Annotated in this window: 24 protein-coding genes and 1 pseudogene; 11 read left to right on the top strand and 14 right to left on the bottom strand. The window is 54.3% G+C overall.

The genetic code is table 11. From position 1 onward, the window contains the following. Window positions 1-151: 151 nt before the first annotated feature. The 3 genes from B2R48_RS09700 to B2R48_RS09690 all read right to left on the bottom strand — a co-directional run bounded on the left by B2R48_RS09700 (window position 152) and on the right by B2R48_RS09690 (window position 1,838). Complete coding sequence (locus B2R48_RS09700) at window positions 152-508, bottom strand: DUF3088 domain-containing protein (RefSeq protein ID WP_296999630.1); 357 nt, start codon at window positions 506-508, stop codon at window positions 152-154. A 60-nt stretch (window positions 509-568) separates the two neighbouring features. Then, window positions 569-997: an HIT domain-containing protein gene (locus B2R48_RS09695; RefSeq protein ID WP_296999628.1), complete on the bottom strand. Its 429-nt coding sequence runs from the start codon at window positions 995-997 to the stop codon at window positions 569-571. A gap of 151 nt (window positions 998-1,148) precedes the next feature. Next, window positions 1,149-1,838, bottom strand: coding sequence for an FMN-dependent NADH-azoreductase (locus B2R48_RS09690; RefSeq protein ID WP_296999626.1), 690 nt, complete (start codon window positions 1,836-1,838; stop codon window positions 1,149-1,151). 123 nt (window positions 1,839-1,961) lie between these two features. Between B2R48_RS09690 and gcvA the strand changes: the two genes are divergently transcribed. Both gcvA and otnI read left to right on the top strand, forming a co-directional pair. Then, window positions 1,962-2,858, top strand: a complete 897-nt coding sequence (gcvA, locus tag B2R48_RS09685; protein ID WP_296999624.1) for a transcriptional regulator GcvA — start codon at window positions 1,962-1,964, stop codon at window positions 2,856-2,858. Between the two features lie 57 nt (window positions 2,859-2,915). Next, window positions 2,916-3,707: a 2-oxo-tetronate isomerase gene (otnI, locus tag B2R48_RS09680; RefSeq protein WP_296999622.1), complete on the top strand. Its 792-nt coding sequence runs from the start codon at window positions 2,916-2,918 to the stop codon at window positions 3,705-3,707. A 32-nt stretch (window positions 3,708-3,739) separates the two neighbouring features. Here otnI and B2R48_RS09675 read toward each other — a convergent pair whose 3' ends face one another. Next, entirely contained in the window at window positions 3,740-5,002 is a 1,263-nt protein-coding gene (locus B2R48_RS09675) for a glycerate kinase type-2 family protein (protein WP_296999620.1), read from the bottom strand. Between the two features lie 44 nt (window positions 5,003-5,046). After that, a complete protein-coding gene (locus tag B2R48_RS09670) occupies window positions 5,047-5,796 on the bottom strand; it encodes a FadR/GntR family transcriptional regulator (RefSeq protein ID WP_062957682.1) in 750 nt (249 codons plus the stop codon). 295 nt (window positions 5,797-6,091) lie between these two features. On the opposite strand from B2R48_RS09670, the gene B2R48_RS09665 reads away from it, so the two are divergent. The 3 genes from B2R48_RS09665 (at window position 6,092) to B2R48_RS09655 (ending at window position 8,687) form a co-directional block, all read left to right on the top strand. Then, the gene (locus B2R48_RS09665) at window positions 6,092-6,892 is read left to right on the top strand and encodes an N-formylglutamate amidohydrolase (protein WP_296999618.1); all 801 of its coding nucleotides are present in this window, start codon (window positions 6,092-6,094) and stop codon (window positions 6,890-6,892) included. A 1-nt stretch (window position 6,893) separates the two neighbouring features. Beyond that, window positions 6,894-8,063, top strand: coding sequence for a carboxylate-amine ligase (locus tag B2R48_RS09660; RefSeq protein WP_296999617.1), 1,170 nt, complete (start codon window positions 6,894-6,896; stop codon window positions 8,061-8,063). A 378-nt stretch (window positions 8,064-8,441) separates the two neighbouring features. Then, the gene (locus tag B2R48_RS09655) at window positions 8,442-8,687 is read left to right on the top strand and encodes a DUF2312 domain-containing protein (protein WP_007090950.1); all 246 of its coding nucleotides are present in this window, start codon (window positions 8,442-8,444) and stop codon (window positions 8,685-8,687) included. Window positions 8,688-8,732: 45 nt separating this feature from the next. Here the strand turns inward: B2R48_RS09655 and B2R48_RS20360 are convergent, their stop codons facing one another. Genes B2R48_RS20360 through B2R48_RS09645 form a run of 3 tightly spaced genes read right to left on the bottom strand, consistent with a single transcriptional unit; the run spans window position 8,733 to window position 11,558 of the window. Next, window positions 8,733-9,131 carry a GtrA family protein gene (locus B2R48_RS20360; protein ID WP_414716181.1) on the bottom strand — a complete coding sequence of 133 codons (399 nt, stop codon included), beginning with the start codon at window positions 9,129-9,131 and terminating at the stop codon, window positions 8,733-8,735. After that, window positions 9,128-10,126, bottom strand: a complete 999-nt coding sequence (locus B2R48_RS09650; RefSeq protein WP_296999615.1) for a glycosyltransferase — start codon at window positions 10,124-10,126, stop codon at window positions 9,128-9,130. The genes B2R48_RS20360 and B2R48_RS09650 overlap by 4 nt, the downstream gene beginning before the upstream one ends. Continuing rightward, the gene (locus B2R48_RS09645; RefSeq protein ID WP_296999613.1) at window positions 10,119-11,558 is read right to left on the bottom strand and encodes a hypothetical protein; all 1,440 of its coding nucleotides are present in this window, start codon (window positions 11,556-11,558) and stop codon (window positions 10,119-10,121) included. Before B2R48_RS09645 ends, B2R48_RS09650 begins: the two co-directional genes overlap by 8 nt. Window positions 11,559-11,666: 108 nt before the next feature. Between B2R48_RS09645 and B2R48_RS09640 the strand changes: the two genes are divergently transcribed. After that, window positions 11,667-12,107, top strand: coding sequence for an MmcB family DNA repair protein (locus B2R48_RS09640; RefSeq protein WP_296999611.1), 441 nt, complete (start codon window positions 11,667-11,669; stop codon window positions 12,105-12,107). A gap of 61 nt (window positions 12,108-12,168) precedes the next feature. Here B2R48_RS09640 and B2R48_RS09635 read toward each other — a convergent pair whose 3' ends face one another. Further along, the gene (locus tag B2R48_RS09635; RefSeq protein WP_296999610.1) at window positions 12,169-15,654 is read right to left on the bottom strand and encodes an indolepyruvate ferredoxin oxidoreductase family protein; all 3,486 of its coding nucleotides are present in this window, start codon (window positions 15,652-15,654) and stop codon (window positions 12,169-12,171) included. A gap of 392 nt (window positions 15,655-16,046) precedes the next feature. Between B2R48_RS09635 and B2R48_RS09630 the strand changes: the two genes are divergently transcribed. The 5 genes from B2R48_RS09630 (at window position 16,047) to B2R48_RS09610 (ending at window position 21,943) form a co-directional block, all read left to right on the top strand. Continuing rightward, window positions 16,047-16,493 carry a VOC family protein gene (locus tag B2R48_RS09630; protein WP_296999608.1) on the top strand — a complete coding sequence of 149 codons (447 nt, stop codon included), beginning with the start codon at window positions 16,047-16,049 and terminating at the stop codon, window positions 16,491-16,493. Window positions 16,494-16,652: 159 nt separating this feature from the next. Further along, the gene (locus B2R48_RS09625; protein ID WP_296999606.1) at window positions 16,653-17,306 is read left to right on the top strand and encodes a Crp/Fnr family transcriptional regulator; all 654 of its coding nucleotides are present in this window, start codon (window positions 16,653-16,655) and stop codon (window positions 17,304-17,306) included. Window positions 17,307-17,549: 243 nt separating this feature from the next. Continuing rightward, a complete protein-coding gene (locus B2R48_RS09620) occupies window positions 17,550-18,413 on the top strand; it encodes an MBL fold metallo-hydrolase (RefSeq protein ID WP_414716182.1) in 864 nt (287 codons plus the stop codon). Window positions 18,414-18,437: 24 nt separating this feature from the next. Next, window positions 18,438-20,111, top strand: coding sequence for a bifunctional protein tyrosine phosphatase family protein/NAD(P)/FAD-dependent oxidoreductase (locus tag B2R48_RS09615; RefSeq protein ID WP_296999603.1), 1,674 nt, complete (start codon window positions 18,438-18,440; stop codon window positions 20,109-20,111). 65 nt (window positions 20,112-20,176) lie between these two features. Then, the gene (locus tag B2R48_RS09610; RefSeq protein WP_296999602.1) at window positions 20,177-21,943 is read left to right on the top strand and encodes a SulP family inorganic anion transporter; all 1,767 of its coding nucleotides are present in this window, start codon (window positions 20,177-20,179) and stop codon (window positions 21,941-21,943) included. Window positions 21,944-21,971: 28 nt separating this feature from the next. Here the strand turns inward: B2R48_RS09610 and B2R48_RS09605 are convergent, their stop codons facing one another. From B2R48_RS09605 to B2R48_RS09585, 5 genes and pseudogenes are all read right to left on the bottom strand, one after another. Then, a complete protein-coding gene (locus B2R48_RS09605) occupies window positions 21,972-23,162 on the bottom strand; it encodes a benzoate/H(+) symporter BenE family transporter (RefSeq protein WP_296999600.1) in 1,191 nt (396 codons plus the stop codon). A 168-nt stretch (window positions 23,163-23,330) separates the two neighbouring features. Next, a complete protein-coding gene (locus B2R48_RS09600) occupies window positions 23,331-24,284 on the bottom strand; it encodes a hypothetical protein (protein WP_296999598.1) in 954 nt (317 codons plus the stop codon). 382 nt (window positions 24,285-24,666) lie between these two features. Beyond that, window positions 24,667-25,239, bottom strand: coding sequence for a hypothetical protein (locus B2R48_RS09595; RefSeq protein ID WP_296999596.1), 573 nt, complete (start codon window positions 25,237-25,239; stop codon window positions 24,667-24,669). Window positions 25,240-25,385: 146 nt separating this feature from the next. After that, complete coding sequence (locus tag B2R48_RS09590; protein WP_062957695.1) at window positions 25,386-26,549, bottom strand: peptidoglycan -binding protein; 1,164 nt, start codon at window positions 26,547-26,549, stop codon at window positions 25,386-25,388. Window positions 26,550-26,553: 4 nt separating this feature from the next. Then, window positions 26,554-26,958 (bottom strand): annotated as a pseudogene (locus tag B2R48_RS09585) (flagellar motor protein MotA); the annotation flags it as partial.

Below are 26,958 nucleotides of genomic sequence, written 5' to 3'. Positions count from 1 at the left end.
CGGCATGGAAATGCGGCGCGGTCGGATAGCTGGTATAGCGCGGCAGTCGCAGGTCGTATTTTTCGTAAAGGGCAAGCTGCATGACGGACATCCCGAAAATTCGTTCTGTCCGTCTTTTGCATTATTCCAAACTTGGCCGCCTTGATGTGCGTCAAGGATGGGGAACAGGGAAGCCGTGTCGTTCGCTCAAAGCCAGCAAAATGTTGTCCTTGTCATCAACGAAGGCATGACCATTTGCGATGCCGGTTTGAAGCGATGATGTATCGCCGGACTTCAGGATCATGACAGGAAGTGACTGGTGATCTTCGCCCAAAAGCGCAATCACATCTTGTCGCGGACGCGGCCAATTGATGTGGCGAATATCAAGTCCGGCATGCAAGTCCGGAAAAGATCCCAGAACCCCATCAATCAAAGCACAATGCCAGCAATAAAAGCGTTGGTTTGGCCAAGCGGGGTCTTCGAAGTCGGGCTTGAGCAGGAATATCGTATCGCGTTCCAGATCCGGCATGGGGTGTGGCCTTTTTGATGGTGGCGTCTTATTACGCCGTAGCGATATTACTGATGGCCTTCAAAGATGCTTGAAGGCCGATATCAGATCGGCACGAAGGGCTGCAAGGCGATCACGGCCTTCTTCTTCGTCATATGGTTCGGCGGTGCCGATACCCCAAACCGGCCCGGGCCATGCGGCGTCGTCCTTAAAACGGCCGATCACATGACAATGAAGCTGCGGCACCATATTGCCAAGCATCGCGACATTGGTCTTGAAGGCGTCGAAGCGGCGCTTGATGATATTTGAAACTGCCGAGACTTCATCGCCCAGAATTTTGCGGTCTTCCGCGCTCAGGTCATCATAATCGACAAGGTCGGGGCGCTTGGGCACCAGAATAAGCCACGGATAACGCGCATCATTCATCAACAGAACATGTGAAAGCGGCCCGTCGGTGACCAAAGTGGTGTCGGCGGCAAGCTGCGGATGAAGGGTGAATGCGTTATTCATGGTCAGTCCTTTTGTCGTGATAACCGATCAGCGACCCCGCTTATAACGTGCCATGCTTTCCATGTCTTGGCCTGTGGTGTGAAATCCATCAGATACCCGGGCAGGCATTTACGCAAATTGGCGGGAAGGTCAGGCCCTCCCGCACAAAATATCATGCGGCCTTTATATCGCTGTGTTTGGCCAGGAGCTGGTCGACAAGTCCGAGAACCTCTTGTTCTGCAGCATGAATGGAGGCCTGGGTGCGTTCGTCGGCAAACTCGTCATATTCAATCGCGGCGCCGTAATGATCGGTGATCCCGATATACTGAAGCGGGGTAAACAGCCCGCCCTCGACAAAGTTCATATGCGCGATACGCCCGTCAGGCCCATAGCCATAGTCGCCGCGCGATGACAGAGCGACAATTGATTTGTTGCCGTCAATCATCGGCCAGTAGGGGACGTCACCACGGGTTCGGTCAAAACCGAATGTCCGGCCGACACGGACAATGTTATCGACCCACGCCTTCATTTGTGCGGGCATACCGAAATTATACATCGGTACCCCGGCGACAATGATGTCAGCTGAAAGAAGCTCATCAACCAGTTGATCGCTTTCGCGCAGCGCTGCGTGCATCCAGGTTTCACGATCCTCGGGTTTGGTAAAAGCCGCGTGGACCCAGTCGCCCGTGGTCGGCTGTGGCGGGTTTGCGCCGACATCGCGATAGATGATTTCCGTGTTCGGGCGTTTTGCCAGCCAGTTCTGGATGAATTGTGCGGTGAGGCGGCGCGTGTGCGAACCATGCGGTTTCTGATCGGAACGCCCCGGGCGGGCGCTGCTGTCGATATGAAGAATTCTGGTCATCATGTTCTCCATGTGATGAAATTGGCTCATCTGTGATTTGGTTTGATGGTCAAGGATTGACCGAATTTCATTCACACGGCAAAATCGAATTCCTCAGCCAATAGATGAGTTGTATTCATTCATATGTCCTTGCCGCCGCTTGCGACCCTGCGCGCCTTCGAAGCCGCAGCCCGCCATCAAAGCTTTAAACAGGCCGCATCCGAGCTTGGCGTGACGCCGACAGCGGTCAGTCATCAAATACGTCTTCTCGAAGAGACGCTTGGTGTCCGGTTGTTTGATCGCAAGCCACGGCAGGTTGTCCTGACCGATGTCGGGCAGGAGCTATATCCGGTCTTGCGTGATGGCTTTTCATCCTTTGCCAAGGCCATTGATCGCATACGAAACCGCCCGGTATCGCGCAGCATGACGGTTTCGGTCATCCCATCCTTTGCTGCAAAATGGCTGTTGCCGCGCCTGCCGCGATTTCAGTCGGCGCATCCCGACATCCATTTGCGACTTCATACGTCCCCAGAGGCCGTCGACCTTGCCGGTGGCGTCGCGGATGCGGCCATTCGTTATGGTGTCGGCCCGTATCCGGGATTGGTTGCGCACAAGATGTTTCGCGAACAGTTCGTGCCACTTTGCAGTCCGGCATTGGGCCTGCAAAAACCGGAAGACTTGCGCAATGCGACTTTGCTGCATTTTGACTGGCTACGTCCCGATGATGCGACCCCGACATGGCAAAGATGGGGGCAGGTGGCAGAAAGGTCTGATTGCCTGCCAGACGCGGGCATCAGTTTTTCCGATGACAGTCACGCCATTCAGGCGGCGATTGCAGGCCAAGGTGTCGTTTTGGGCAGTCCGGTGATGGTGCGCGCAGAAATTGACGCAGGATTGCTGGTGATGCCATTTGGACCGGAAATCAAAGGCCATTATTATCATTATGTGCATACCGGCCGGGGTGAGAACCTTCGCGAGGTAGAAGCATTCGGGGACTGGATTATGCGCGAGGTGGCATCTTCGCCCCGGATTGCCGATTGACCTTGCGGCCTGCATCGGAAACCATGGGGCATCGTCAATCATTCTTGTGGATGGATCATGCCCCGCTTTACCGCCAACCTTTCGTTCCTGTTTGCCGAACTGCCGTTTGAAAAACGGTTTGCCGCGGCCGCAGAAGCAGGCTTTGTGGGGGTGGAGTATATCGGCGCCTATGACATGCCGCTCTCCACGGTCAAATCGCTTCTTGATGAGAACGGCCTGGAACAGGTTTTGTTTAACCTGCCGGTCGGTGACTGGGAGGCGGGTGACCGTGGTCTTGCCTGTCGTCCGGGGCGCGAGGACGCGTTTCGAGACTCTGTCGTAAAGGCCCTTGATTATGCGGCGGCCACCGATTGCAAGATGCTCCATTGTATGGCGGGTTTGATGGGCAAGGGCGAAGATTCCGGTGAACTCGCCCGGCTTTACTGCGATAACCTGCTTTATGCTGCGGACCTTGCCGATCAGGCCGGGGTGGATATCCTGATCGAGCCGATCAATCCACTGGATATGCCGGGTTATCTGCTTAATTCAGTTGAGCAGGCGGCGGTGATCCTTGAACAGCTTGATCACCCGCGCCTGAAACTGCAGTTCGACATCTATCACGCCCAGATTGTCGGCGGGAACATTGCCGCGCGGCTCGATAAGCATATCGACAGTATCGCCCATGTTCAGGTCGCAGGTGCGCCCGGTCGACACGAACCCGATAGTGGGGAACTGAATTACCCCTTCCTGTTCTATATGCTTGATCGCATTGGCTATGAAGGCTGGATCGGCTGCGAATACAAACCGCATGGCAAGACCGAAGACGGGCTTGGCTGGGTGCGTCCATGGATGCCAAAACCGGGTGCCTGACCGGTCTTCTTGTTCAGTCTTCGGACCGGGACCTATTCAATCAGAATGGCCCGGAAGTCATTGACGTTGGTCAGGGTCGGTCCGGTCACCAGCAGGTCATCAATCTTGGCAAACGCGCTATAGGCGTCGTTATTGTCCAGATATTCCCAAAGATCGATGCCTGCCTTCTGCGCGGTTTGCCAGCTTTGGGCATCCATGATGGCGCCCGCATTGTCCTCGCTGCCGTCAATGCCATCGGTATCAATTGCCAGCGCACAAAAGCCCGGTTGATCACGAAGTTGCAGCAAAAGTGACAGCAAAAATTCGCTATTGCGTCCGCCACGGCCACCCTTGCCACGCACGGTGACGGTGGTTTCACCGCCCGACAGCAAAACGCATGGCTTTGCTGCAGGTTGGCCGTGATTTGCAACCTGATGGGCAATCCCGGCATGGACGATGGCGACTTCGCGGGCCTCACCCTCGATGGCGTCGCCAAGGATGACGGCATTCAGCCCCATGTCGCGCGCAACCGATGATGCGGCCTCAAGGCTATCCTGCGGGCGGGCCAGCATGATGGTTTCATGGCCCTCAAAGCAGGGATCATCCGGCTTGATGGTTTCGTCCTCTGCACTTTGCAAGAGATCCTTGGCAGCCTGCGGAATTTCGATCTGATAATGGCGGATGATATCAAGCGCATCCTGTCCGGTCGTCGGATCAGACACCGTCGGGCCAGACGCAATGATCGCCGGATCATCACCGGGAACGTCGGATACAAGATATGTCACCATGCGCGCAGGCGCACATGCCTTGGCCAAGCGCCCCCCCTTGATGGCCGACAGGTGTTTGCGCACACAGTTCATTTCCGAAATGGTGGCCCCGCTGCGCAACAGCGCCTTGCTGATCGCCTGTTTGTCTTCAAGCGTCAAACCCGGACCGGGCAGGGCCAGAAGCGCCGATCCACCCCCGGAAATCATGCAGACAACCAGATCCTCCGGACCCGCATCGGAAACGATGTCAAGGATCCGCTTTGCGGCCTTCTCGCCGGCTGCGTCGGGGACAGGGTGGGATGCCTCGACAATTTCGATCTGATCACACTCAACCGCATGGCCATAGCGGGTGACGACCAGACCTTCGACGTCACCTTTCCAGGCTTTCTCGAACGCGCGCGCCATATTGGCCGATGCCTTGCCTGCCCCAATGACGATGGTCTTGCCCTTGGGCGGTTCGGGCAAATTGCGCGGGATTTGAACCCCCGGATCGGCGGCCTTTAATGCAGCGTCCATCAAAGCCAGAAGTTTTTCGCGCGAGGTCGTCATGTCGGGTTTCCCTGAATAGGTTTTTGGCCAAGTGGGGGCGGGGCTTAGGTCGCTTGTTTGTCGGATGCGCTTTTGAAGAAGTCGATGACCGCCTGCAGGTGATCGGACATTGCCTTTTCTGCCGCGTCCGGGTCATGGGCAGCAATTGCTTCGATAATGGCGCGATGATGTTCTTGCACCATTCGGTCAAATGTAGGCCCGGCCATACCGTTAAATCGGATTTCGGTCAGGGCCGCTTGCAGGACATCATGCAGCATTTTCATCACGTGATAATAAATGATCGATCCGGTTGCCCGGCCAATCATCATATGCAGTCGGTGATCGTCATCCGCACGATGTTTGGCTGCCCGCCTTGGATCATGTGCCTGACGAAAGGCCATGCGCAGAAGTTTTATATCCTCGTCACTGGCATTTATGGCAGCACGTCTTGCGGCCCATGTTTCAAGTGTGCAACGGATTTCCTGCAGATCACGCAGATTGCTGATCGAATCGCGCACCAGATCGGTCATGGCCGTGTCCATGTCGATCCCGGTTGATGAAAGGATTTCCGTGCCGCCGCCCTGAACCGCACGCAGATACCCGCGGGTCTTGAGTTTTTGCAGCGCTGCGCGCACGGATACACGGCTGACCGACATGCTTTCGGCAAGCTGGCGTTCACCGGGCAGGCGGTCTCCTGGCAGGAAAATGCCATCTGAGATTTTTTCAAGAATTTGATCGGCAACCTGATCAGCGACCCGTTTGGGGCGCTTGGTTTCCGGATCATCTTGTGCCTGAAGCGTCTTTGCAGACGGCATGTTGGGTTGTCTCCCATCGTGTTTTTCTAAGCCAATGCAACGATTTCTGTGTATCTCCGCGCAATGGTCATACCATTTTACGGGATGTTTGCGATGGACGCAAAGCGTCGTATGAGCCCAAGGCGGCTTATTGCAGCGTAATCTTGTCTCGGCGGTGATAAATTGATAGTTCAACAGGTGCCGGTTGGTGCTTCTGCCTTGTGGTTGCGATGGTCCTTTAACCAGTCGTGCCAAGGGATGAAGCCCCCGTCTGACTTGCCAGTATCCAAGGCCACCGATTTTCAGGAGAACACGCGTGCCGAACCAATCCGGGTCCCTTTTGGGCCATGATGATCCCGCCCCGTTTGAAATCTTGAACGAGAACGGCAAGGGTCATTCACTTTTTGTGTGCGATCATGCGTCCCGCGAAGTGCCCAAAAGTCTTGGGACTCTTGGCCTGCCCGACGAAGAACGCAAACGCCATATCGGCTGGGATATCGGCGCACGCAAGGTGACTGAAATTCTGGTCGAGCGATTTGATTGCCCCGCAGTTCTGGGTGGATATTCGCGTCTTGTGATCGATTGCAACCGACAGCTTTGGGACCCGACGGGGATGCCCGAAATTGCGGATCAGACCGTCGTGCCTGGCAACAAGAATGTCTCGCCCAGCGAACATATGAAACGCATCCGCGAAATCTTTCTGCCCTACCATTGGGCAATCGAAGAACAGATTGCGACGTTCCACGCGCACAAAATCGCACCGGCCCTGATTGCCATTCACAGCTTCACACCGGTATTTCAGGGCTTTGAACGCCCGTGGGAGATTGGCGTGTTGTGGGATCAGGATGATCGTATTCCGGTGCCGTTGCTTGAAACGCTTCGTGCGCAGAACCCGGACCTGACCATTGGCGACAATGAACCTTATTCCGGCCAGCATCTGGCTGATTACACGATTGATCACCATGGCGAGGCGGCTGGTCTTCCCTGTGTGTCGATTGAAATTCGTCAGGATCTGATTGATACTGACGAAGGATGTGAAAAATGGGCGAAGATCCTTGGCGATGCCTTCGTCGATATCCTTGCGGATCCAAACCTATACAAGATCAGGAGAGACTGATTTGGCAGGGGCCAGCGCACGCGAACCGGGATTTTCCATCGGCATAGAAGAAGAATTCTGGCTCGTGGATCGCGAAACCCGCGACCTTGCCAAAGACCCGCCTGCCGAATTTCTCAAGGACGCCAAGGCAAAGCTTGGCGATCAGGTTTCCAGCGAATTCATGCGCTGTCAGGTCGAAACCGGAAGCCAAGTGTGCAACAGCGCACTTGAAGCGCGCGAGCAGCTTATTCATATGCGCAGCACGCTTTCCGAGGTGGCGGCAAAATATGACATGGCGCTGCTGGCGGCTTCGACCCATCCCTTTGCGCAGTGGGACGACCAGAAGCATACCGATGGCGAACGTTACAACACCATCGCGCGTGATCTGCGCACGGTTGTGGATCGGTTGCTGATTTGCGGCATGCATGTCCATGTTGGCATCGAAGATGATGATCTGCGCATCGAACTGATGGCACAGGCGAGCTATTTTTTGCCCCATCTTTTGGCCCTGACCACAAGTTCACCCTTCTGGCGGGGCAAGGAAACCGGCCTTCAGACTTTCCGATTGTCGGTGTTTGACAACCTGCCGCGCACGGGTCTTCCGGAAGTGTTTGGCTCGTGGGCGGAATATCGCCGCCATGTCGATATGCTGATCAATGCCGGCGTGATCGAGGATGGAACCAAGTTGTGGTGGGATTTGCGTCCCTCTGATCGCTGGCCGACCCTTGAAATGCGAATTGCTGATGTCTGTACTGATCTTGAAGACGCGGTCTGTGTGGCATCGATTACGCGATGTGTGATGCGCATGCTGTATCGTTTGCGGCGCAATAATCAGCGCTGGCGGATTTATGCCAATATGCTGGTGCGTGAAAACCGCTGGCGGGCATGCCGTTACGGCAGCGATCCGGGTGAAAAGGCCGGGCTGATCGACTTTGGCCGAGGTGAAATCGTGCCCTATGCCGATCTGCTGGAAGAGATCCTCGAACTCATTCGACCCGATGCCGAATTCTTTGGCTGTGTTGATGAAGTCGAACATGCCCGCACCATCGTCAAGCGCGGCACAAGTGCCCGCCGACAGCGCGAAATCTATGACGGGGCAATCGAACTGGGTGCGACGCCAAAGGATGCACTGGTTGCGGTGGCGGATGTCCTGATCGAGCGTACAGACCCGCACGCAAGATCGGAGACCTAGAGTCTGCTCCGATTATCTTGCATCGTTTTGCCGAGGACATTCTTCTGTCCGGCAAGGAATGGATCGCAGGGCGTAGCGGTGCTACGATCCAGATCCGTGACGCTGCGGGGCGGATGAATGTCCCGGCCCGAAGGGTTCGGTTTGGCGATGTTTCGCTGCGTTACACCGCTTGAACGATGCTCCACATCGCTCTTCGCGCTGTGCCTTGCCAAACAGATTCGCCAAACACGAACAAAAGCGATGCAAGCTAATCGGAGCAGACTCTAACGGCTTGTCAGCGACGAATGCATTGAGTATCGTCGCGCCGAAACGGGTTTGGGCCCTTTGAATTCCGCGCATCGGATATCCGCTGTGCAATCCATCATCGGAGAAGAATTGATGACCGAAGTCGGTGGTATCGCAGCCGATCAGCTTGCGAGTTATGTCGAGCGTATCGAACGCCTTGAAGAAGAAAAAGCCAACCTGATGGCTGACATCAAGGAAGTGTATGGCGAAGCCAAGGCGCTTGGCTATGACGTGAAAATCCTGCGCCAGATCATTCGTCTGCGCAAAATGGAAGACCACGAGCGCACCGAACAGGAAGAAATCCTGGAAGTCTACAAACGTGCGCTGGGTATGAGCTGATTGCGGTGAAATTGCAAAAGAAAGGGCCCATCTCAGGGCCCTTTTTTATTGTCGACGATCTCCAAATACCCAAATGTTCACTGCAGTGAAGCTATAGAACATTGAAATGATCGCAGCGAACAACAACGATACTAAAGGCGTTGCTACACCTTGCCAAACAAGCAAACTGTACAGAGCGTAGTTCAAAAAAAATGAAGTGACCTGAACAACAACGTAACCAGTAAACTGACTTTTTGTCCTTCGTTTCGGACTTTTGAATGTAAACTGGCTGTTGAGTAGCCAAGTTGTTAGTAAAGCAGTTGAGAATGATACTAGGCGCGCGCTGTAAGGATCAAGGCCGAACTTGTTAGTCGCAACCCAAAGTAGACCTGCGTCGGTTAAGAAACCGAGTGATCCTACAATCGCAAACCGCAATGCCTTGTCGATCAAAGAACGGTTGATCATTTTTCCCTGAGGACTGTTAGTGCGGCGCGAATTTCATCGAGCCGATCTGTATGCATTAGATAGGAAAGTCTCTTCACTTCCCACTGACCTATGCCGATATTGGACAGGATGGCACCTGTAACAAAGCTCAAAATTGCTGAAATCATGATGCCAACAGTGAGGACCGCTGTTGGCAACCGGTAGACAGCACCAGTTTCTAGAAATTCTAGGATTAGCGGAATGCCCAATAGTACCGACAATGTTGCAAGCGAAGCCGCAATAAGGCCATAGAAAACAAATGGTTTATGGGTTGCTGTGAACAAAAGGATCCTGCTCAGGATCCGGATCCCATCGCGGTATGTGCGCAGTTTGCTCTCTGTGCCTTCGTGGCGTGCGCCATAAGACGTGGGGATTTCCGCGACTGGTGCCCGTAACATGATCGCATGAACAGAGATTTCTGTTTCGATTTCAAATCCAGTCGATATCGCAGGAAAAGTTTTAACAAAGCGCCGGGAAAATACCCTGTAGCCAGAAAATATATCAGTAAACCTTGTGCCGAACAGTTTGGCAAAAACAGTGTTAAACAATCGGTTTCCGATCCGATGTCCGCTCCTGTATGCAGCCTGCTCTTTCTCCGCCCGCGTCCCTACAACCATATCGAGGCGATCCTCGACAAGTTTATTGATAAGTTGCGGCAAAGCCCTTGCGTCGTAAGTGCCGTCCCCGTCGGCCATTACATATATATCGGCCTCGACTTCAGAGAACCCTCGACGAACTGCATTGCCTTTTCCAGGTAAATCCTCTCGGATCACTATAGCATCGGCGGCCATAGCCTTCTCTGCAGTGTCATCTTTTGATGCGTTGTCGATCACGACGATTTGCGCGGAGGGCACGATGTTTCGGAAAGATGCAATTACATGAGAGATTGCTTTCCCCTCATTGTAGCACGGAAGCAATATCGCGATACGCGCATGCTCATAGATCGCGTCTGACTGGATCACATCGCCATCAGACATTTTGATTTTCCTCCGCCGATGCCGATGTCATTTGGCGGTTAGTTCGCCATTTTTGAACCTTTTCTCTCATCCAAAGTGCGAAAAATGCAAATGCGATAGCAAAACCGGGCAACGCCGTCATCTGGTAGCGTGCTACATTTAAGCTGAAGGTCGCATAAAATACCAGTGAGAACAAGGAAGGTAGCAGGACTGCTATCAATAGGGGCTTCCTGCGCTTTAGGGCGTAAACCAATAACGCAATGAACGATGGAAAAGTAATAACCGCGAACTCGTCTATCCAAATTCCGCGATATATGAGCGGCAAAGTGGTGACAATGTGCTTGATCGGGTGCGACAAAATGGCGTCTTTGAGTTCTTTCTCTGCCTTGTCTGCGGCCTCAACTCTAGTCAATCCTTCAGTTTCTACGATTTCATTTACACGTTTGCCGAAGCCCAACTGACCGCGGAGATAATAGCCATTCTCTTCATACCAGCCAAACGGTTGCACTACTTCAGGTGGAAATAGATCCTCTGCCCATCCATCGCCGGCGCCACGTGTCCAGTAAGTGAAAGCAGCAAGGTAGTCAACAAAGTCCATATCGTTGAATACGACACGGGTACTTAACGCAATACCACCCCGACTGTCAGTGAACTGATAGCGACCGGTGATATCATGGTTTCGGTCCATCCAAAGAAGAATTGGTGTGATTCCGACGAATGCAAATACAAATAGCTTCGAAAGTGAAGACCGCCAGGTGCTTTTGCCAAGTATCGTAACAATCAGACCCGCAATCAGAGCAAGGGGAAGGAAATAGATGTAAACAGCTTTAGTGAAGGCAAGCGATACAAAGACCGCAGCTGGGAATATCCACGCAACCGGGTTGGACCTCTTCCACGCCCAAACGATGGAGAACACGAGAAGACTTGCAAGGAATAATGCCAATGGGTCAGAGATCATATAGTCATGATTTTTATGCGCCTGATGGTTTAACCAAATGTGCATCCCACCAAAAACTGCAGCAAACGGACTTTCTGTGATTCCACGAACGGCAAAAAACATCACAAAACCGGCTGCTACGATGAGTAAACGGTTCGTCCACTTGCCCATAACATATGGTTCTTTCCCGCATCCGCCTTTGTACAAGCAGTCACGAGTAATTTTGTCCAAGCTATCGTCAAGCTGGAACACGACGGAAAGTAGTAGTGGATAGCCCGGTTCACGGCTGATCGAGGGGACAACGGGCTCATTTGGAGCGTGCAATCCGTCGTTAACAATACCATGTTTTGCAATGTTTATTGCACTTCCTATGTATTGACTGGCGTCCGCGTAGTCAGGGTGTTCTGTCTCCTTGAGAGTTCCCATCCAAACCAGACATATCGTGGCACCAAGCACACACCAGAAAATCTGTGATTTGCCAAGTGGTTTTAGTTTCGCAACCAAATTGCGCAGCATAGGCTTTTGATCCCCTTCCGAATTCTGTCGGGCAGCATAATGACATTGAATTTGGAGGTAAATTTTTTAGTCTTACGAATCTGACATTTATTGTGGTTCGCTGAATAAATGATATCCCGCCCCGAAATCACGGCTGAGGTCACCGAAGGTGTCTGTCGGCTTTTATATCACCATCAGATGGCCTGCCTGACGGAGTTGCGTCTGGGCAATGGACGCAGGCTCGATGTGCTGGCCCTTGGTCCAAAGGGCCAGCTTTGGGCCGTTGAGGTCAAATCATCGGCCGAGGATTTCCGCGTTGATCAGAAGTGGCAAAGCTATCTTGATTACTGTGACCGGTTCTATTTTGCCGTACCGATGCACTTCCCGAAGGATTTGATACCGGAGGATGTCGGACTGATCGTTGCGGACCGGTTTGAGGCCGCCATCATCCGCCAAAGTCACGAAACCAGGCTTTCGGCTGCGCGCCGCAAAAAGCTTCTGATTTCGTTTGGTCAAACGGCAGCTGCGCGTCTGCGCGGTGATGGCAAGGACCCGATTTTCGTTTCCTGACAGACATAACCCAAAAAGGCCCCGGATGTTCCGGGGCCTTTGATGTTGGAAGAGTGCAGGTTTATTCCGCTGCCTTGAGGTGTTCGGGCGGGTTGCGGAACTGATCCAGTAGTTCGGCTTCGCGTGCCTTGACCTTTTTGATGTGGTCTTCCTTGACGTGCCCGTAACCACGAATGTGTTCGGGCAGGGCCAGCAACGCCTTGGCAATGCGGGCATTGTCTTGGGTCAGGCCATCAAGGACCTCGGCCACCAGTTTTTCGTAATCGGTGATCAACTGGCGTTCGACCTTGCGTTCCGGGTTGCGGCCAAACGGATCAAGTTTGGTGCCACGCAGGAACTTCAGTTTCGCGAGCATGCGGAACGCCGACATCATCCACGGACCGTAAACCGATTTTTGTGGTTTGCCGGTTTCCGGGTCGGCATTGGCAAGCGACGGTGGGGCAAGGTGGAAGTTGATCTTGTAATCACCGGTGAAGGTCTGGGTGACTTTCTTCATGAATGCCGGATCGGTGTAAAGACGCGCCACTTCATACTCGTCCTTATAGGCCAGCAGTTTGAAGTAATATTTGGCAACTGCCCGGGCCAGATCATCCTCATCGCCAAGGCGCTTCTCGGCTGCTGCAACTTTGTCAACAAGGGTGCTGAAGCGATCCGCATAGGCCTGGTTCTGATAATCGGTCAGGAAGGCACGGCGCTTGGCGATGATATCGGAAAGCTCGGTTGCAATCGGGTGGGCTTCGGCCTCGTTCGGGCCGACAACCTCGATCACGCGATTGCGGTCATGGGCGTAAAGGCGGCCCCAATAGAAGGACTGCTTGTTCATATCAATTGATACGCCATTAAGATCAATCGCCTGCATAAGCGCCTCTTCACTGATCGGGATCAGGCCGCGCTGCCAGGCAACGCCCAGCATGAACAGGTTGGTCGCAATCGAATTGCCCATCAGGCGCGTGGCGATGTCGCTGCCTTCAACGAAATGCACTGCCTCAGAACCGCAGGCATCATTGATGACCTTCATGTGTTCGTTGGTTTTAAGCTCGAAGTCCGGGTTGTGGGTAAAGGCCCCGGTGACGGTTTCATGGGTATTGATCACCGCCTGGGTAAAATTACGACGCATTTTGGCAAGCCCCTCGAAGCTTGCCGCAACCAGAAGGTCACAACCCAGAACCACATTGGCTTCACCGGCCGGAATGCGCGCGGCATGCAGCTTGTTCTGATCGTTGGCAAAGCGGATGTGGCTGACAACCGCCCCACCTTTCTGGGCAAGACCTGCCATATCAAGGCCAACAATACCCTTGCCTTCGATGTGGGCGGCCATTCCAAGCAGTGCGCCGATGGTGACAACGCCCGTGCCACCAACACCTGTAATCAGAACCGACCACGGATCATCAATATCGGGCAGGGTCGGGCGCGGCAGGCTGGCAAAGACCGTATCCATGCCGGTATCGCCTTTGGCCGCGGCATCGGGTTTGCGAAGTTCGCCGCCTTCGATGGTGACAAAGCTTGGGCAGAAGCCCTTGAGGCAGGAGAAATCCTTGTTACAGGCCGATTGGTCAATCGCGCGTTTGCGGCCGAATTCTGTTTCGACCGGCACAACGGCAAGGCAATTGGACTGTTCGCCACAATCGCCACAGCCTTCGCAGACCAGATCATTGATGAACACGCGCTTGGGCGGATCCACCATCAGCTTGCGCTTGCGACGGCGGCGTTTTTCGGCTGCACAGGTCTGGTCAAAGATCAGGATTGAAACGCCTTCGATTTCACGCAGTTCTTTCTGGGTGTCATCAAGCGTATCGCGATGGCGGACGTCAACACCCGGCGCGAAGTCTGCGCCCATCGGGTATTTTTCGGGTTCATCGGACAGAACAATGATGCGCTTGGCACCCTCGTCATACATCTGGCGCGTGATCTGCGGCACGGTCAGCGGCCCGTCAACAGGCTGCCCGCCGGTCATGGCAACTGCATCGTTAAACAGGATCTTGTAGGTGATGTTCACACCCGATGCGACCGCGGCCCGCACGGCCAGCGACCCGGAATGATAGTAGGTGCCATCACCCAGGTTCTGGAAGACGTGCTTGGTATCGGTAAACGGCGCCTGGCCGATCCAGGTCGCGCCTTCGCCGCCCATATGGGTAAAGGTCTCGGTGGATCGATCCATCCAGTTGACCATGTAATGACACCCGATACCGGCCATGGCGCGACTGCCGTCAGGCACCTTGGTTGAACTGTTATGCGGGCAACCCGGGCAGAACCATGGAATGCGCGCCACATCCGGGCGCGGTTCGGCGATTTCGCGTTCCTTTTCCGCCAGCCAGTCGATGCGTTCATGAATGGCCGGGCTGTCATAGAACCGCTTAATGCGTTCCGCCAGAACCACGGCAACCCGTGCCGGGGTCAGTTCATCCATGGATGGCAGGATCCATTCACCCTTTTCATCGAACTTGCCGATGACCTGGGGGCGGACATCTTCGCGCCAGTTATAAAGCTGTTCCTTGACCTGGTTTTCCATCACCGCGCGCTTTTCCTCGACCACGATGATTTCTTCCAGTCCCATGGCGAATTCGCGTACGTCATCACGGTTGAGCGGCCAGCTCATGCCGACTTTCAGGACACGAATACCGATCTTGGCGGCGTCTTCTTCGGAAATGCCAAGGTCATCGAAGGCCTGCATGACATCAAGATAGGCCTTGCCGGTCGTAATGATGCCAAGCCGCGCATTCGGGCTATCGATCACGGTTTTGTTCAGCTTATTCGCCCGCGCATATGCCAATGCGGCATACAGCTTGTATTTCATCAGGCGATGTTCCTGCTCCTTGGGCGTGTCGGGCCAACGGATATGCAGGCCGCCCTCGGGCATGTCGAAATCAGTCGGGATGACAGGCATGATCCGATCGGGCGCGACATCGGCGGCAGCCGAACTTTCGACTGTCTCGGCAATGGTTTTCATCGCCACCCAGCAACCGGAATAGCGGCTCATCGCCCAGCCATGCAGGCCGTAATCCAGAATGTCCTGAACGCCGGACGGGTTCAGAACCGGGATCTGCGCATCGATAAAGGCATATTCGGTCTGATGGGGCAGGGTGGATGATTTGCAACTGTGGTCATCACCGGCGAGAACCAGCACACCACCATGCTTGGACGTGCCGGCATAGTTGGCGTGTTTGAAAACGTCACCGGACCGGTCAACACCGGGTCCCTTGCCGTACCACATGCCAAAGACACCATCATATTTGGCATCCTTGTACATATTGACCTGCTGGCTACCCCAGACGACGGTGGCGGCAAGGTCTTCGTTTACGCCGGCCTGAAATTCGATCTGCTGTTTGGTCAGGAACTTCTTGGCACGCCATAACTGCTGATCAAGACCACCAAGCGGCGATCCGCGATACCCTGAAATGCACCCGGCAGTATTCAGCCCTGCGCGCGCATCAAGCTGGCGCTGCATCAAGGGCAAGCGGACAAGTGCCTGAATACCTGTCAGGTAAACACGGCCTTCCTCAAGCGTATATTTATCGTCGAGTTGAACTGCCGCCAAATGTTGTGCCATGACCGGTCTCCCTCGGATCTCTCTGATATGCGGGGTCATTTCGCGCCCAATGCACTGCATTTATTGATATGGGTGTTTGTGCAGTGTTTCGGTATGACCTGTAAATTATGTTTCAGGTTTGGTGTGCGGGACCAATGCCTGACCTTGAAATGGTAATAAATACTGACCTTTTTTCAAAACGAACTCGCATCGCACTATGCAAAACGCCTGATTGCATCTGTTGACGTTGGGTCAACTTAATATTTACTTATTCCGGTACCGATTTACGCGCAATAAAATTGCGCATCTATTGCAGTGCGAAATTGCCCGTTAGGTCGAGTCCATGCTCGGCGGGGTTATCGCGCTGTGTTAATCTCGCGCGGGTTTTGGGTGCGCACAGCAAGGAGCTTAGCATGGAACAGCGTGTTTCGCTGATTACTCTCGGTGTTGCGGATCTGGATCGGTCGCGTCGCTTTTACGAAGGTGGCCTCGGCTGGCAGATGACCGAAATGGTTGAAGGGCAGGTGGTGTTTTATCAGTTGTCCAACGGTCTTGCCCTTGGCCTGTTCGGGCGCGATGCGCTTAAGGAAGATGGTCAGTTTGATGATGATACCGGTGCAAGCTTTGCCGGTTTGATACTGGCCTATAACGCGCGCAGCGAAGAAGAAGTCGATCAGGTGATGGCGGAGGCGAAAAAAGCCGGGGCCAAAATCCAGAAACCGGCCGAGAAGGTCTTCTGGGGTGGGTATTCCGGTTATTTCCGAGACCCCGACGGCCATGCGTGGGAAGTCGCGTTTAATCCATTCTGGGAAATTGACGGGAAGGGCAATCTGCACATCCCGCCACAGAAAACCGGGTAAGGCGCATTCATCACATCATCACGCCATATCTTCATAGCACGGGCAGCAACATGCTGCCCGTTTTCATAGATATTCCAAAGTACAGTTGCATCGGGGACAATTTACTTTTACATCGAACGTGATGTAGTTTTAATCCATGCTTTCAAGGGGGATAAGGTTTTGAGTTGGATCGACCAGTTTCCGGGGCTGTCACGTTTGCCCGATGCCATCCGATCCTACCTTGTCGAAGAAAGCAAGATCGTGACGGTTCCTGCCAATACGGTCATTTTCGGACCGGGCAAGTCGCCGGAAAACCTGTTGTTGCTGCTTGATGGCACTGTGCGTGTCCAGCAAACATCCGATACCGGCCGTGAAATCGTGCTCTATCGCGTCCATGCCGGGGAAAGCTGTGTTCTGACCACGGCCTGCCTTCTGGCTTACGAGGATTACTCGGCAGAGGGGATTGCCGAAACCGAAACCCGCGCGGTGGCAATTCCGCGCACAGTGTTTGACAAGCTTGTCTCGGATTCAATCGAGTTCCGCCAGTTTGTCTTTACCGCTTATTCCAAACGCATCACCGACCTGTTCATGGTGATCGAGGAAATCGCATTCCAGAAACTTGATATCCGCCTAGCCCACAAGCTGATCGAACTGGCCGGGGACAATGATACGGTCTCGGCAACCCATCAGAAACTGGCCGTCGAACTGGGCTCTGCCCGTGAAGTGATCTCGCGCCAGCTTCAGGAATTCCAGCGCCGCGGCTGGATCGAACAATCGCGCGGCACCATCCGGCTGATTGAGCGCATGCCATTGGAAAATCTCGCGAATAGCTAGGAAATCTGTACCAAGACCGGCAGCTCTACAACTTTAGAATTATTAGTTGTTAATGTTGCGATGTTTGGTGACTTCATCACTGAAGCGCAAATCGCGAACTCTTAAAATAAACAATATACCCAGATGTTTCGCCCGCAATCCCGGCGGACATGGGACATCGCAAATCCATCCGTTGCAGGCTGCTCATAAGGCCGCGCGGAGGCAGTTGTTTAGGAGGAACACATGTCTGCATACCCGGTAAACATGTCGATAAAACCGGAAGTTACCGCCTTTTTCGACGAAGATACCAACACGATCAGCTATGTGGTCAAGGACCCGGAAAGCAACGCCTGTGCGGTTGTCGATTCCGTGATGGATATCGATTATGCGGCGGGTCGGATCACCTTTGCCCACGCCGACAACATCATTGCCTTTATCAAGGATAACGGCCTTGAGCTGGAATGGATTATCGAAACCCATGTCCATGCCGACCATTTGTCGGCAGCACCCTATATTCAGGAAAAGCTCGGCGGCAAACTTGGCATCGGCAGCAAGATCACGGTTGTTCAGGACACCTTTGGCAAGGTGTTTAACGAAGGCACCGAATTCCAGCGCGATGGCAGTCAGTTTGATCGCCTGTTTGAAGATGGTGATACCTATCAGGTCGGCTCCATGACCTGTTTTGCCATCTATACCCCGGGCCACACCCCGGCCTGCATGGTCCATGTCATGGGCGATGCCGCCTTTGTCGGTGACACCTTGTTCATGCCCGATGGCGGTTCGGCACGGGCCGACTTCCCGGGTGGTGATGCCGGGACGCTGTATGACAGCATCCAGAAACTCCTCGCGCTGCCCGACGATATGCGCCTGTTTATGTGCCACGACTACGGCCCCAATGGCCGTGATATCAAGTGGGAAACCACCGTCGGCGAAGAGAAAAAGCACAACATCCACGTTGGCGAAGGCAAAACCCGCGAAGACTTCATCAAGTTCCGCACCGAGCGTGATGCACAGCTTGATATGCCGCGTCTGATCATCCCGTCGCTTCAGGTCAATATGCGCGCCGGTCAGGTGCCGACCGATGGCAGCGGCAAGAAAATGCTGAAAGTCCCGGTAAACGGGCTTTGATCAACACTCAGGTGAGGAAAAGCCATGGAAATCAAAACAATAAGTAACGGGTTCTCTGTCAGCCCGCAGATCGTTGCAGACGATGTCATGGAAATCGCCAAGCGCGGCTTCCGGTCCATCGTCTGTAACCGTCCGGACGGCGAGGGTGCCGATCAGCCAACCTTTGAAGAGATTTCAAACGCGGCCAAGGAAGCCGGGCTTGAGGTTCGCTATCAGCCGATTGTGTCGGGCAAGGTCAGCGACGATGACGCCCGTGACTTCGGCCGCCTGTTTGATGAATTGCCCAAACCGGTCTTTGCCTATTGCCGCACTGGCACACGTTCGACAACGCTTTGGTCGCTAAGCCAGGCCGCAACACTTGATACCAGCGAAATCCTTCGCGCCACCAAGGCGGCTGGCTATGACATGGGCGGTGTTGTTCGCCGGATTGTCAATGGCGGCAAAACGCCGACCGATCAGGGTGATGCGAAATACGATGTCGTGATTATCGGGGGCGGTGCTGCCGGTATTTCGGTGGCATCCAGCCTGCAGGCCCGCCGTTCCGGGCTTGAGATCGTGGTCATAGATCCGGCAGATATTCACTATTACCAGCCGGGTTGGACCATGGTTGGCGGTGGCGTGTTTGAAGCCAGCACCACGGCCCAGACCATGGGGTCGTTGATCCCCAAGGGCGTGCACTGGATCAAGGCCGCCGTCGCCGCGTTCGAACCGCAAGACGATGCCGTCATCCTTGATGGGTGCCGGGTGGTCAAATATGACCGTCTGATCGTTTGTCCGGGGCTCAAACTTGACTGGAACAGGGTTGAAGGTCTGGTCGAGACGCTGGGCCGTAATGGTGTGACGTCAAACTATCGTTATGATCTTGCCCCTTACACGTGGGAACTGGTTTCCTCGATGCGCGAAGGCAAGGCGATCTTTACCCAGCCGCCCATGCCGATCAAATGCGCCGGTGCGCCGCAAAAGGCGATGTATCTCTCGGCCGATCACTGGCACCGCAGTGGTGTTCTGAAGAACATTGATATTGATTTCTGTAATGCCGGTGGCGTGCTGTTCGGGGTAAAGGACTATGTCCCGGCGCTTGAAAGCTATGTGAAGAAATATGATGCACATCTTGATTTCTTCCACAATCTGGTGGCGATTGATGGTCAGGCGAAAAAGGCCTGGTTCGATGTGGCCAAACCCGACACCAAGGTTGAACGTATTGAGAAGTCCTTTGACATGATCCATGTCTGCCCGCCGCAGGTGGCACCGGACTTCATTCGTGTGTCCCCGCTGGCAGATGCTGCTGGCTGGGTGGATGTCGATCAGGCGACCCTTCGCCACAAGTCATTTACCAACATCTGGTCGCTGGGCGATGTGATGAATGCGCCCAATGCCAAAACGGCTGCTGCGGCCCGCAAACAGGCCCCGGTTGTGGCCGAAAATGTGGTTGCCGATATCGATGGCAAATCCCCGGTGGCGCAGTATGACGGTTATGGGTCCTGCCCGCTCACCGTCGAACGCGGTCGCATTGTTCTGGCCGAATTCGGTTATGGCGGAACGCTTTTGCCGTCCTTCCCGAAATGGCTGATCGACGGTACCAAACCTTCGCACCTTGCCTGGTTGCTTAAGGAAAAGCTGCTGCCGCCGATTTATTGGAAGGCGATGCTGCGTGGCAAGGAATGGCTGGCAAAGCCTGAAAAAGTCAGCAGCACCTAAAATACCCTTCGTCCGAGGCAGTGAAACCGCTGCCTTGGACCCACTCTTATTCAAGAGATCGACTGATGCGCCTTAACATGCTTCGGAAATATGTCCCGATTTTTGACTGGGGACAGACCTATGACAGGACGGCCTTTGGCAATGACATGATTGCAGCCGTGATCGTGACGATCATGCTGATCCCGCAATCGCTTGCCTATGCGCTGTTGGCTGGTCTGCCGCCCGAGGCAGGGCTTTATGCCTCCATCGCGCCGATCATTCTTTATGCCATCTTTGGCACCAGCCGCGCACTTGCGGTTGGCCCGGTGGCGGTTGTGTCCCTGATGACGGCAGCGGCGGTGGGCAATATTGCCGAAACCGGTACCATGGGTTACGCACTGGCTGCCCTGACACTTGCGGTTCTTTCCGGGGCGATCCTGCTTGCGATGGGGGTGTTCAAGCTGGGCTTTTTGGCCAACTTCCTGTCACATCCGGTGATTGCGGGTTTTATTACCGCATCGGGCATGATCATTGCCGCCAGTCAGCTCAAACACATCCTTGGTGTGGATGCCAGCGGCCATAACCTTTGGGAAATTGTGACCTCTTTGATTGCGCATATTCCCGAAACCAATCAGACGACCCTGATCATTGGCATTTGTGCCACCGGCTTTCTTTTTTGGGTGCGTAAGGGCCTTAAACCCACTTTACGTAAACTTGGCCTTGGCGTACGGGCTGCGGATGTCCTGACCAAGGCAGGGCCGGTCTTTGCCGTTTTCGCCACCACGGCGGCGACCTGGTATCTTGGTCTGGCCGATAAGGGGGTCAAAATTGTTGGTGATGTGCCGCAAAGTCTGCCGCCACTGACCATGCCGGATTTCAGCCCGGGGCTGATGGCCGACCTTCTGGTGCCTGCTATTCTGATTTCGGTGATCGGCTTTGTTGAATCGATCTCGGTCGCCCAGACGCTTGCCGCCAAACGCCGTCAACGCATTGACCCGGATCAGGAACTGATTGGTCTGGGGGCGGCCAATATCGGCGCGGGCTTCACGGGCGGCTATCCGGTCACGGGTGGTTTTGCCCGCTCGGTCGTGAATTTTGACGCCGGGGCGCAGACACCTGCGGCCGGGGCTTTTACCGCTGTTGGTTTGGCTATTGCCGCCGTGGCGCTGACGCCGCTGGTTTATTTTCTGCCCAAAGCGACCCTTGCTGCGACCATCATCGTTGCGGTGCTGTCGCTGGTCGATTTCTCGATATTGAAAACCAGCTGGCAATATTCCAAGGCGGATTTCATTGCGGTTCTGGCAACCATCCTTCTGACCCTTGGTCTTGGCGTCGAGGTCGGGGTGACCGCCGGTGTGGTGCTTTCGATCGGGCTGTTTTTGTACAAAACTTCGCGCCCACATATTGCCGAGGTCGGCCTTGTGCCCGACACCCAGCATTTCCGAAACATCCTGCGTCACAAGGTCATCACCCATCCGTCGGTTTTAACCATCCGGATTGATGAAAGTCTTTATTTCGCCAATGCCCGATACCTCGAGGATTACCTCTATGACCGGGTGGTTGGGTGCAAGAACCTAAAGCATGTGGTTCTGATGTGCTCGGCCGTGAACGAGATTGATCTAAGCGCGCTTGAATCGCTTGAGGCGATCAATCACCGGCTTGAGGAAATGGGCATTTCGCTTCATCTGTCCGAGGTCAAAGGCCCGGTGATGGATCGCCTGAAAAAGACCCACTTCCTTGATGAACTGACCGGCGATGTCTTCTTGTCACAGTTTGAGGCCGTCTCGAAACTGACAGGCGGGCAGGTGGCGGAAACACCACCAAGCACCGAACCGAAAATCAAACTGGTCTAAGACCGAAGACAGAGACCGGATTGAGCTTTCAGTCCGGTTTCTTTTTACCATTGTGCAGATGGGTCAGGAAGTAAATCAAACCACCGGCCAGCAAGCCCCAGAACGCACCCGAAATCCCATAGAATGTCAGGCCAGCCGCCGTCACGATAAAGGTCACGGCTGCTGCTTCACGTCCGTCTTCGTCCTTGAAGGCTGCAACGGCGGATCCGGCAAACGCCCCAATCAGGGCAAGGCCTGCAACCGCCTCAATCAGGATGCCCGGTGCCAGACTGATAAACGCCGTAACCAGCCCGGCCAGAAGCCCAAACACGATATAGAAAACGCCGCCCGAAACAGCGGCCCAATACCGTTTGGCCGGATCGGGGTGGGCATCCTTGCCCGCACAAAGGGCCGCGGTGATGGCGGCAAGGTTTACCGCATGGCCACCAAACGGGGCTGAGAGTAACGAGAAGATCCCGGTCACGGTAAACAGCGGCCCCGGCGCGGTGTCATAATCATTGGCACGCAGAACCGCTGTGCCCGGAATGTTTTGCGATGCCATGGTGACGATGAAAAGCGGCAAGGCAATGCCGACCAGTCCAGCCAATGTGAATTCCGGCATGACGAATTCAACGGGCGGCGCAATTGCCCCGCCCAGATCGGCAAGCGCATTTTCAGGGAACTCAATGCCGAACACCATCACCCCGACAAAGGCCAATAGGGCGGCCGGGATGGCAAGCAAGCGGTTAAACCGGCCCATGACAATCCATGCGATCACGATGGGAAGACCAAGCAACGGATCAAAGGCAACCGCCTTGACCGGCGCAAGGCACAGACCCAGCAACACACCGGCCAGCATCGCATTGGCCAAGGGGGCCGGGATACCTGCAACCGCACGTCCCAATGGCTTCCAGACACCGCTGATAATGATCAGAACGGCACACACGATGAACGCGCCAACAGCAACGGCAAAGCCGCCCTCAATTGCGCCAGATGTCGCCAGAAGGGCTGCACCGGGTGTTGACCATGCGATGCTGATCGGCAGGCGGGTTTTAAGGGATAGAACAATTGCGCAAATGCCCATCGAAAGGGATAGCGCCATCAGGCCAGATGCCGCCTGTTCCGGGCTGGCGCCAACGCCGGTAAGACCTTGCAGCACAACCGCAAACGAACTGGCAGATCCAACAAAACCGGCCAGAAGGCCCATGAAAATACTTTGGGGCGAAATATCACGCAGCATGGGAGCTCCGAACGCGAAATTTTATAGAACATCTTGGTGGCGAAGTAGCGACGCTAACCTGATCAATGCGCCTGTACCAGTAAATATGTAAGCCCCGCAGGCGGTGACCTGCGGGGCATTTACTCAGACACGATATACGATATGTCTCTGGTGATTTGGTGTGGATGTCTAGGACTTTAACTCGAAACTGATACGACGCTTCATGCTGTCTGCACCGGCTCCCTTGATCGGTTGCCCTTCGTGTTTGGTCCACATGCCGTCAGCTTTCAGGCCGTTGTCACATAGCAGTTTCCATGTGCCTGTGTTGCCAGTGCCGCTACCGGTAATGGCAGTGCCGCTGCAGCTTGCGTCTGCCTCAGTAATATCAAACGAGAAATCGAACTGTGCTGCGCCTTTCTTTCTGACTTCACCCTCAATCTCGGAAGAAACGCCGTCCCAGTCTCCTTCAAACGTCCAAGTTTGATTCTGCGACGTAAGGGTCGAGCTGTTGTTTCCCAGAGGACCAATGTTCAAATAGGCGGCAGCGAGCTGTGCTTCATCTGCTTCCGTGATCAGATTGATCCCTTGCATAATGGCTTCGGGAGATTCCGAGAATTTGCTGCAGCCGGCAAATTCGACAATGGCATCCGAATAACCTCTGTCGTTGTCATACGGGGTAAACCGTTTGAAACGTTTGGCAAAGAACCCAGCAACACAGTCGCCGTTTTTCCCGATCCATCCTTTGGTTCTTGGAGAAACCTGGTCAATCATTTGGAACTTGGCTTCAGGAATGCCCGCATTCGCGGCAATCTTGCGGAAATCAGCGCCTTCAAGTGCTCTGTCTTCAGTTAAGCGTGAGAACCAGGCACTGTTCACATACTGGATCAGGACGTATGATTTTCCGGTATCCCATTTAACAATCTCAGCCCAACCTTGCCCATTGTCGCGTTCATAAGCCTGCGTTGAGTAGCTTTCGGAAACATCAAGAAACTTGAAGGTGTTAAATCTGCTTTCAGCGGGTTCAAAGCTGCCTTCATCATCAAGGCTAAGCGAACGCCCCTTACGATCAGTCAGTCCTTGGTCTGTTACGCAGCCAGCCAAAAGAAACGCAGCCCCCGCCACGATAAGGAATTTAGAAAACATTCGGTCTCCCCTGTGTATTTATCTAAGTTCCTTATATTTCAACATGCTGGAGTTTTTCCACCATAAATTGCATATGGGGATGGGAAAACGGAACCTGTATCGTTCGAAAATCAATGGGCTGGGAATGCTCGCCGCCGGGTAATCTTGGGCTTAGTACGGTAAAGGGCGATTTCGTCATCGCGCCAATCAAGTAGCTGGTGTTCACCAAAATCAGTGGCGGTTTGGTAAGATTCTTGGCAAGGGCCGATTATATGTTTGCCAGATGCTGGCGCAATGCCAGCATCTGTTGATCAAAAGTGGCGGCTGGTGCCTGTGCTTGTTCGCCTGGATTCTTTTTGTCTTTAAGTTCAGCCGCGTTCGAACGGTTGGGGGTGAATAGGTATCAGACGACGTCACCTTTGGTGGTGGGGTTTGATACGTCGTGGGTTTCAACCAAGCGCGCTTCATGACGACCAAGTACATCCTTGGCACGTTCCTCGGTTTGTGGATCGGGTGTTTTGACCCACAGCAGCAAGCCACCTTGGTCCAGCTCTTCTTGCAGCTTGGAAGAATAGGTCTTGCCCACCATGGCAGCGATCACGCCACCAGCCGCGGCACCAACACCGCCCGCGCCAAGAATCGCTGAAATGGTCAGTGCAATCGGGCCACCCGCTGCAATGACGGCACCGGCGGCGCCAAAGGCCGCTGCATACATCGGGGCACCGATCAATGCGCCTTCGGCATTACCGATCGGTGTCGGCGTCGTATAGGCAAGTGGAGGCATGTCAGGGTCGTTGTCGATGTCCTCGGCCTTGCTGTAAATATGGCCAAGCTTGTCTTCGACGGTCCCTTCATTGGCAAGAAGGCTAAGCTCCTTCTGCTGATCAAATCCGGCTTGCGCCAGATCATCTGCCGCCTGTTGGAGTTGTTTGATATCGTCAAAAACGCCTACGGTTTCGCGATGTGTTGTTGTCATGTGGGCCTCCTTTTTGTTGCAAGGCTCATTGACATTGAACGTAACACAACGCGGATTGGTTCCATTTTAATTGGATTTCAGTGCGCCCAAACCAAAAACGGCACCCCTAAAGGGTGTCGTTAAAAGGTCTGTTTTGGTGCTTTGGCTTACCGCTCGGTAATCTTGAACTCGATGCGCCGGTTGCGGCGATAGGCGATTTCATCATCGCGGTTATCAAGCGGCTGGTATTCACCAAAGCCAGCGGCAACCAAACGGTTGGGCGGTACACCCTGATCGATCAGGAATTTGACCACCGAAATCGCACGGGCGGCCGAAAGTTCCCAGTTGGAGGCAAACTGAAGGTTTCGGATCGGCACCTTGTCGGTATGGCCATCAACACGCATGACCCAGTCGATGTCATCTGGAATGTCGGCTGCAATCGTGGTCAGCGTTTCGCCCAGTTTGGCCAACTGATCCTTGCCTTCTTCGCCAAGCTCTGCCTCACCCGATCCAAACAGCACTTCGGACTGGAAGACAAAGCGATCCCCGACAACACGGATATCCTGACGATCACCCAGAACTTCACGCAGGCGGCCAAAGAATTCCGAGCGATAACGCTGCAGTTCGGCAACCTTAGTGGCAAGTGCGGCATTCAGGCGGTTGCCAAGATTGACGATCTGGGCTTCTTTTTCCTCGTTCTCGCGCTCGGATGCCTCAAGCGCGGCCTCGATCCGGGCCAGTTGCTGGCGCAGGGCCAGCATCTGCTGATTAAGGGCGGCGACTTGCGCTTGTGCTTCTTCGCTCAGATTTTTTTGATCTTCAAGTTCCGCCGCGCGCGATGCCAAAAGGGCTGAAAGCTCGTCAATGCGGGTTTCCTGATCCGAAATCTTTTCGCCTGTCGTTTCGCGAAGTTCGGTCAGTTCGGCTTCCTTGTCTTCAAGCGATGCTAAGGCTGCCAGAAGTTTCTGCTCAATCTCGTCCGCGGAAAGTTCGGCAGCAGCCAATTGATCGGCCAAGGTCGCGGCGCGTGCACGCAAATCGTCACGTTGATCAGCCGTATTGGAAAGCTCGGTTGTCAGTTGTGTCAGTTCGAGTTCCATACGCTGATTGTTGCCGCGTTCAAGCGACAGCAAATTGGTCAGCTCATTGACCTGCGCGGTCAGGTCATTCAGGGCCTCGTCACGGCCCGAAAGGGCCGCACCAAGATAAACCTGCGCAATGACAAAGATCATCAGAAGAAAGATGATCACCATCAAAAGGGTTGCCAGCGCATCAACAAAGCCCGGCCACGTATTTACATCGCGGTTACGACGGCGCGAAAGCCCGATCATGCGATCAGCCCTCCTCGGCGATGGCGGCGATGGTGCGGGCGAGAAGCTTGATCTCGCTTCTGATTTCCTGTGTGGATTGCTGGCGGCCCATGGTCAGCTCTTCGCCGATACGGCCAAGCGTATTGTCAAGCGAACGGATGTGGGCGCGGGTGTTATCATCAATGCCGAAGCTGCCCATCTTCATGGAATCAGCCAACTGATCGAGAACCGGTTTGAGGTGCATCTGGTTTTCAGCCAGCTTGACCATCAACTGTTGTTCGGCCTTCATCTGATCGGTAAGGGTGGATAGCTTGTCGGCCAGATCAATCAGCGTATTGTGCGATTTGATCTGCGAACTTTCCGATCGCTGGATAGAGTTCTGCAACCCTTCCATATTATCTGCCATCTGTTCGATCAGGGCCGAAAGATA

Origin of the sequence: Thalassospira sp. UBA848 (genome assembly GCF_002295455.1) — a bacterium.
Classification (GTDB): domain Bacteria; phylum Pseudomonadota; class Alphaproteobacteria; order Rhodospirillales; family Thalassospiraceae; genus Thalassospira.
Note: the sequence above shows the minus strand (reverse complement) of the source record. Positions and strands in the feature narration are given on the sequence as shown.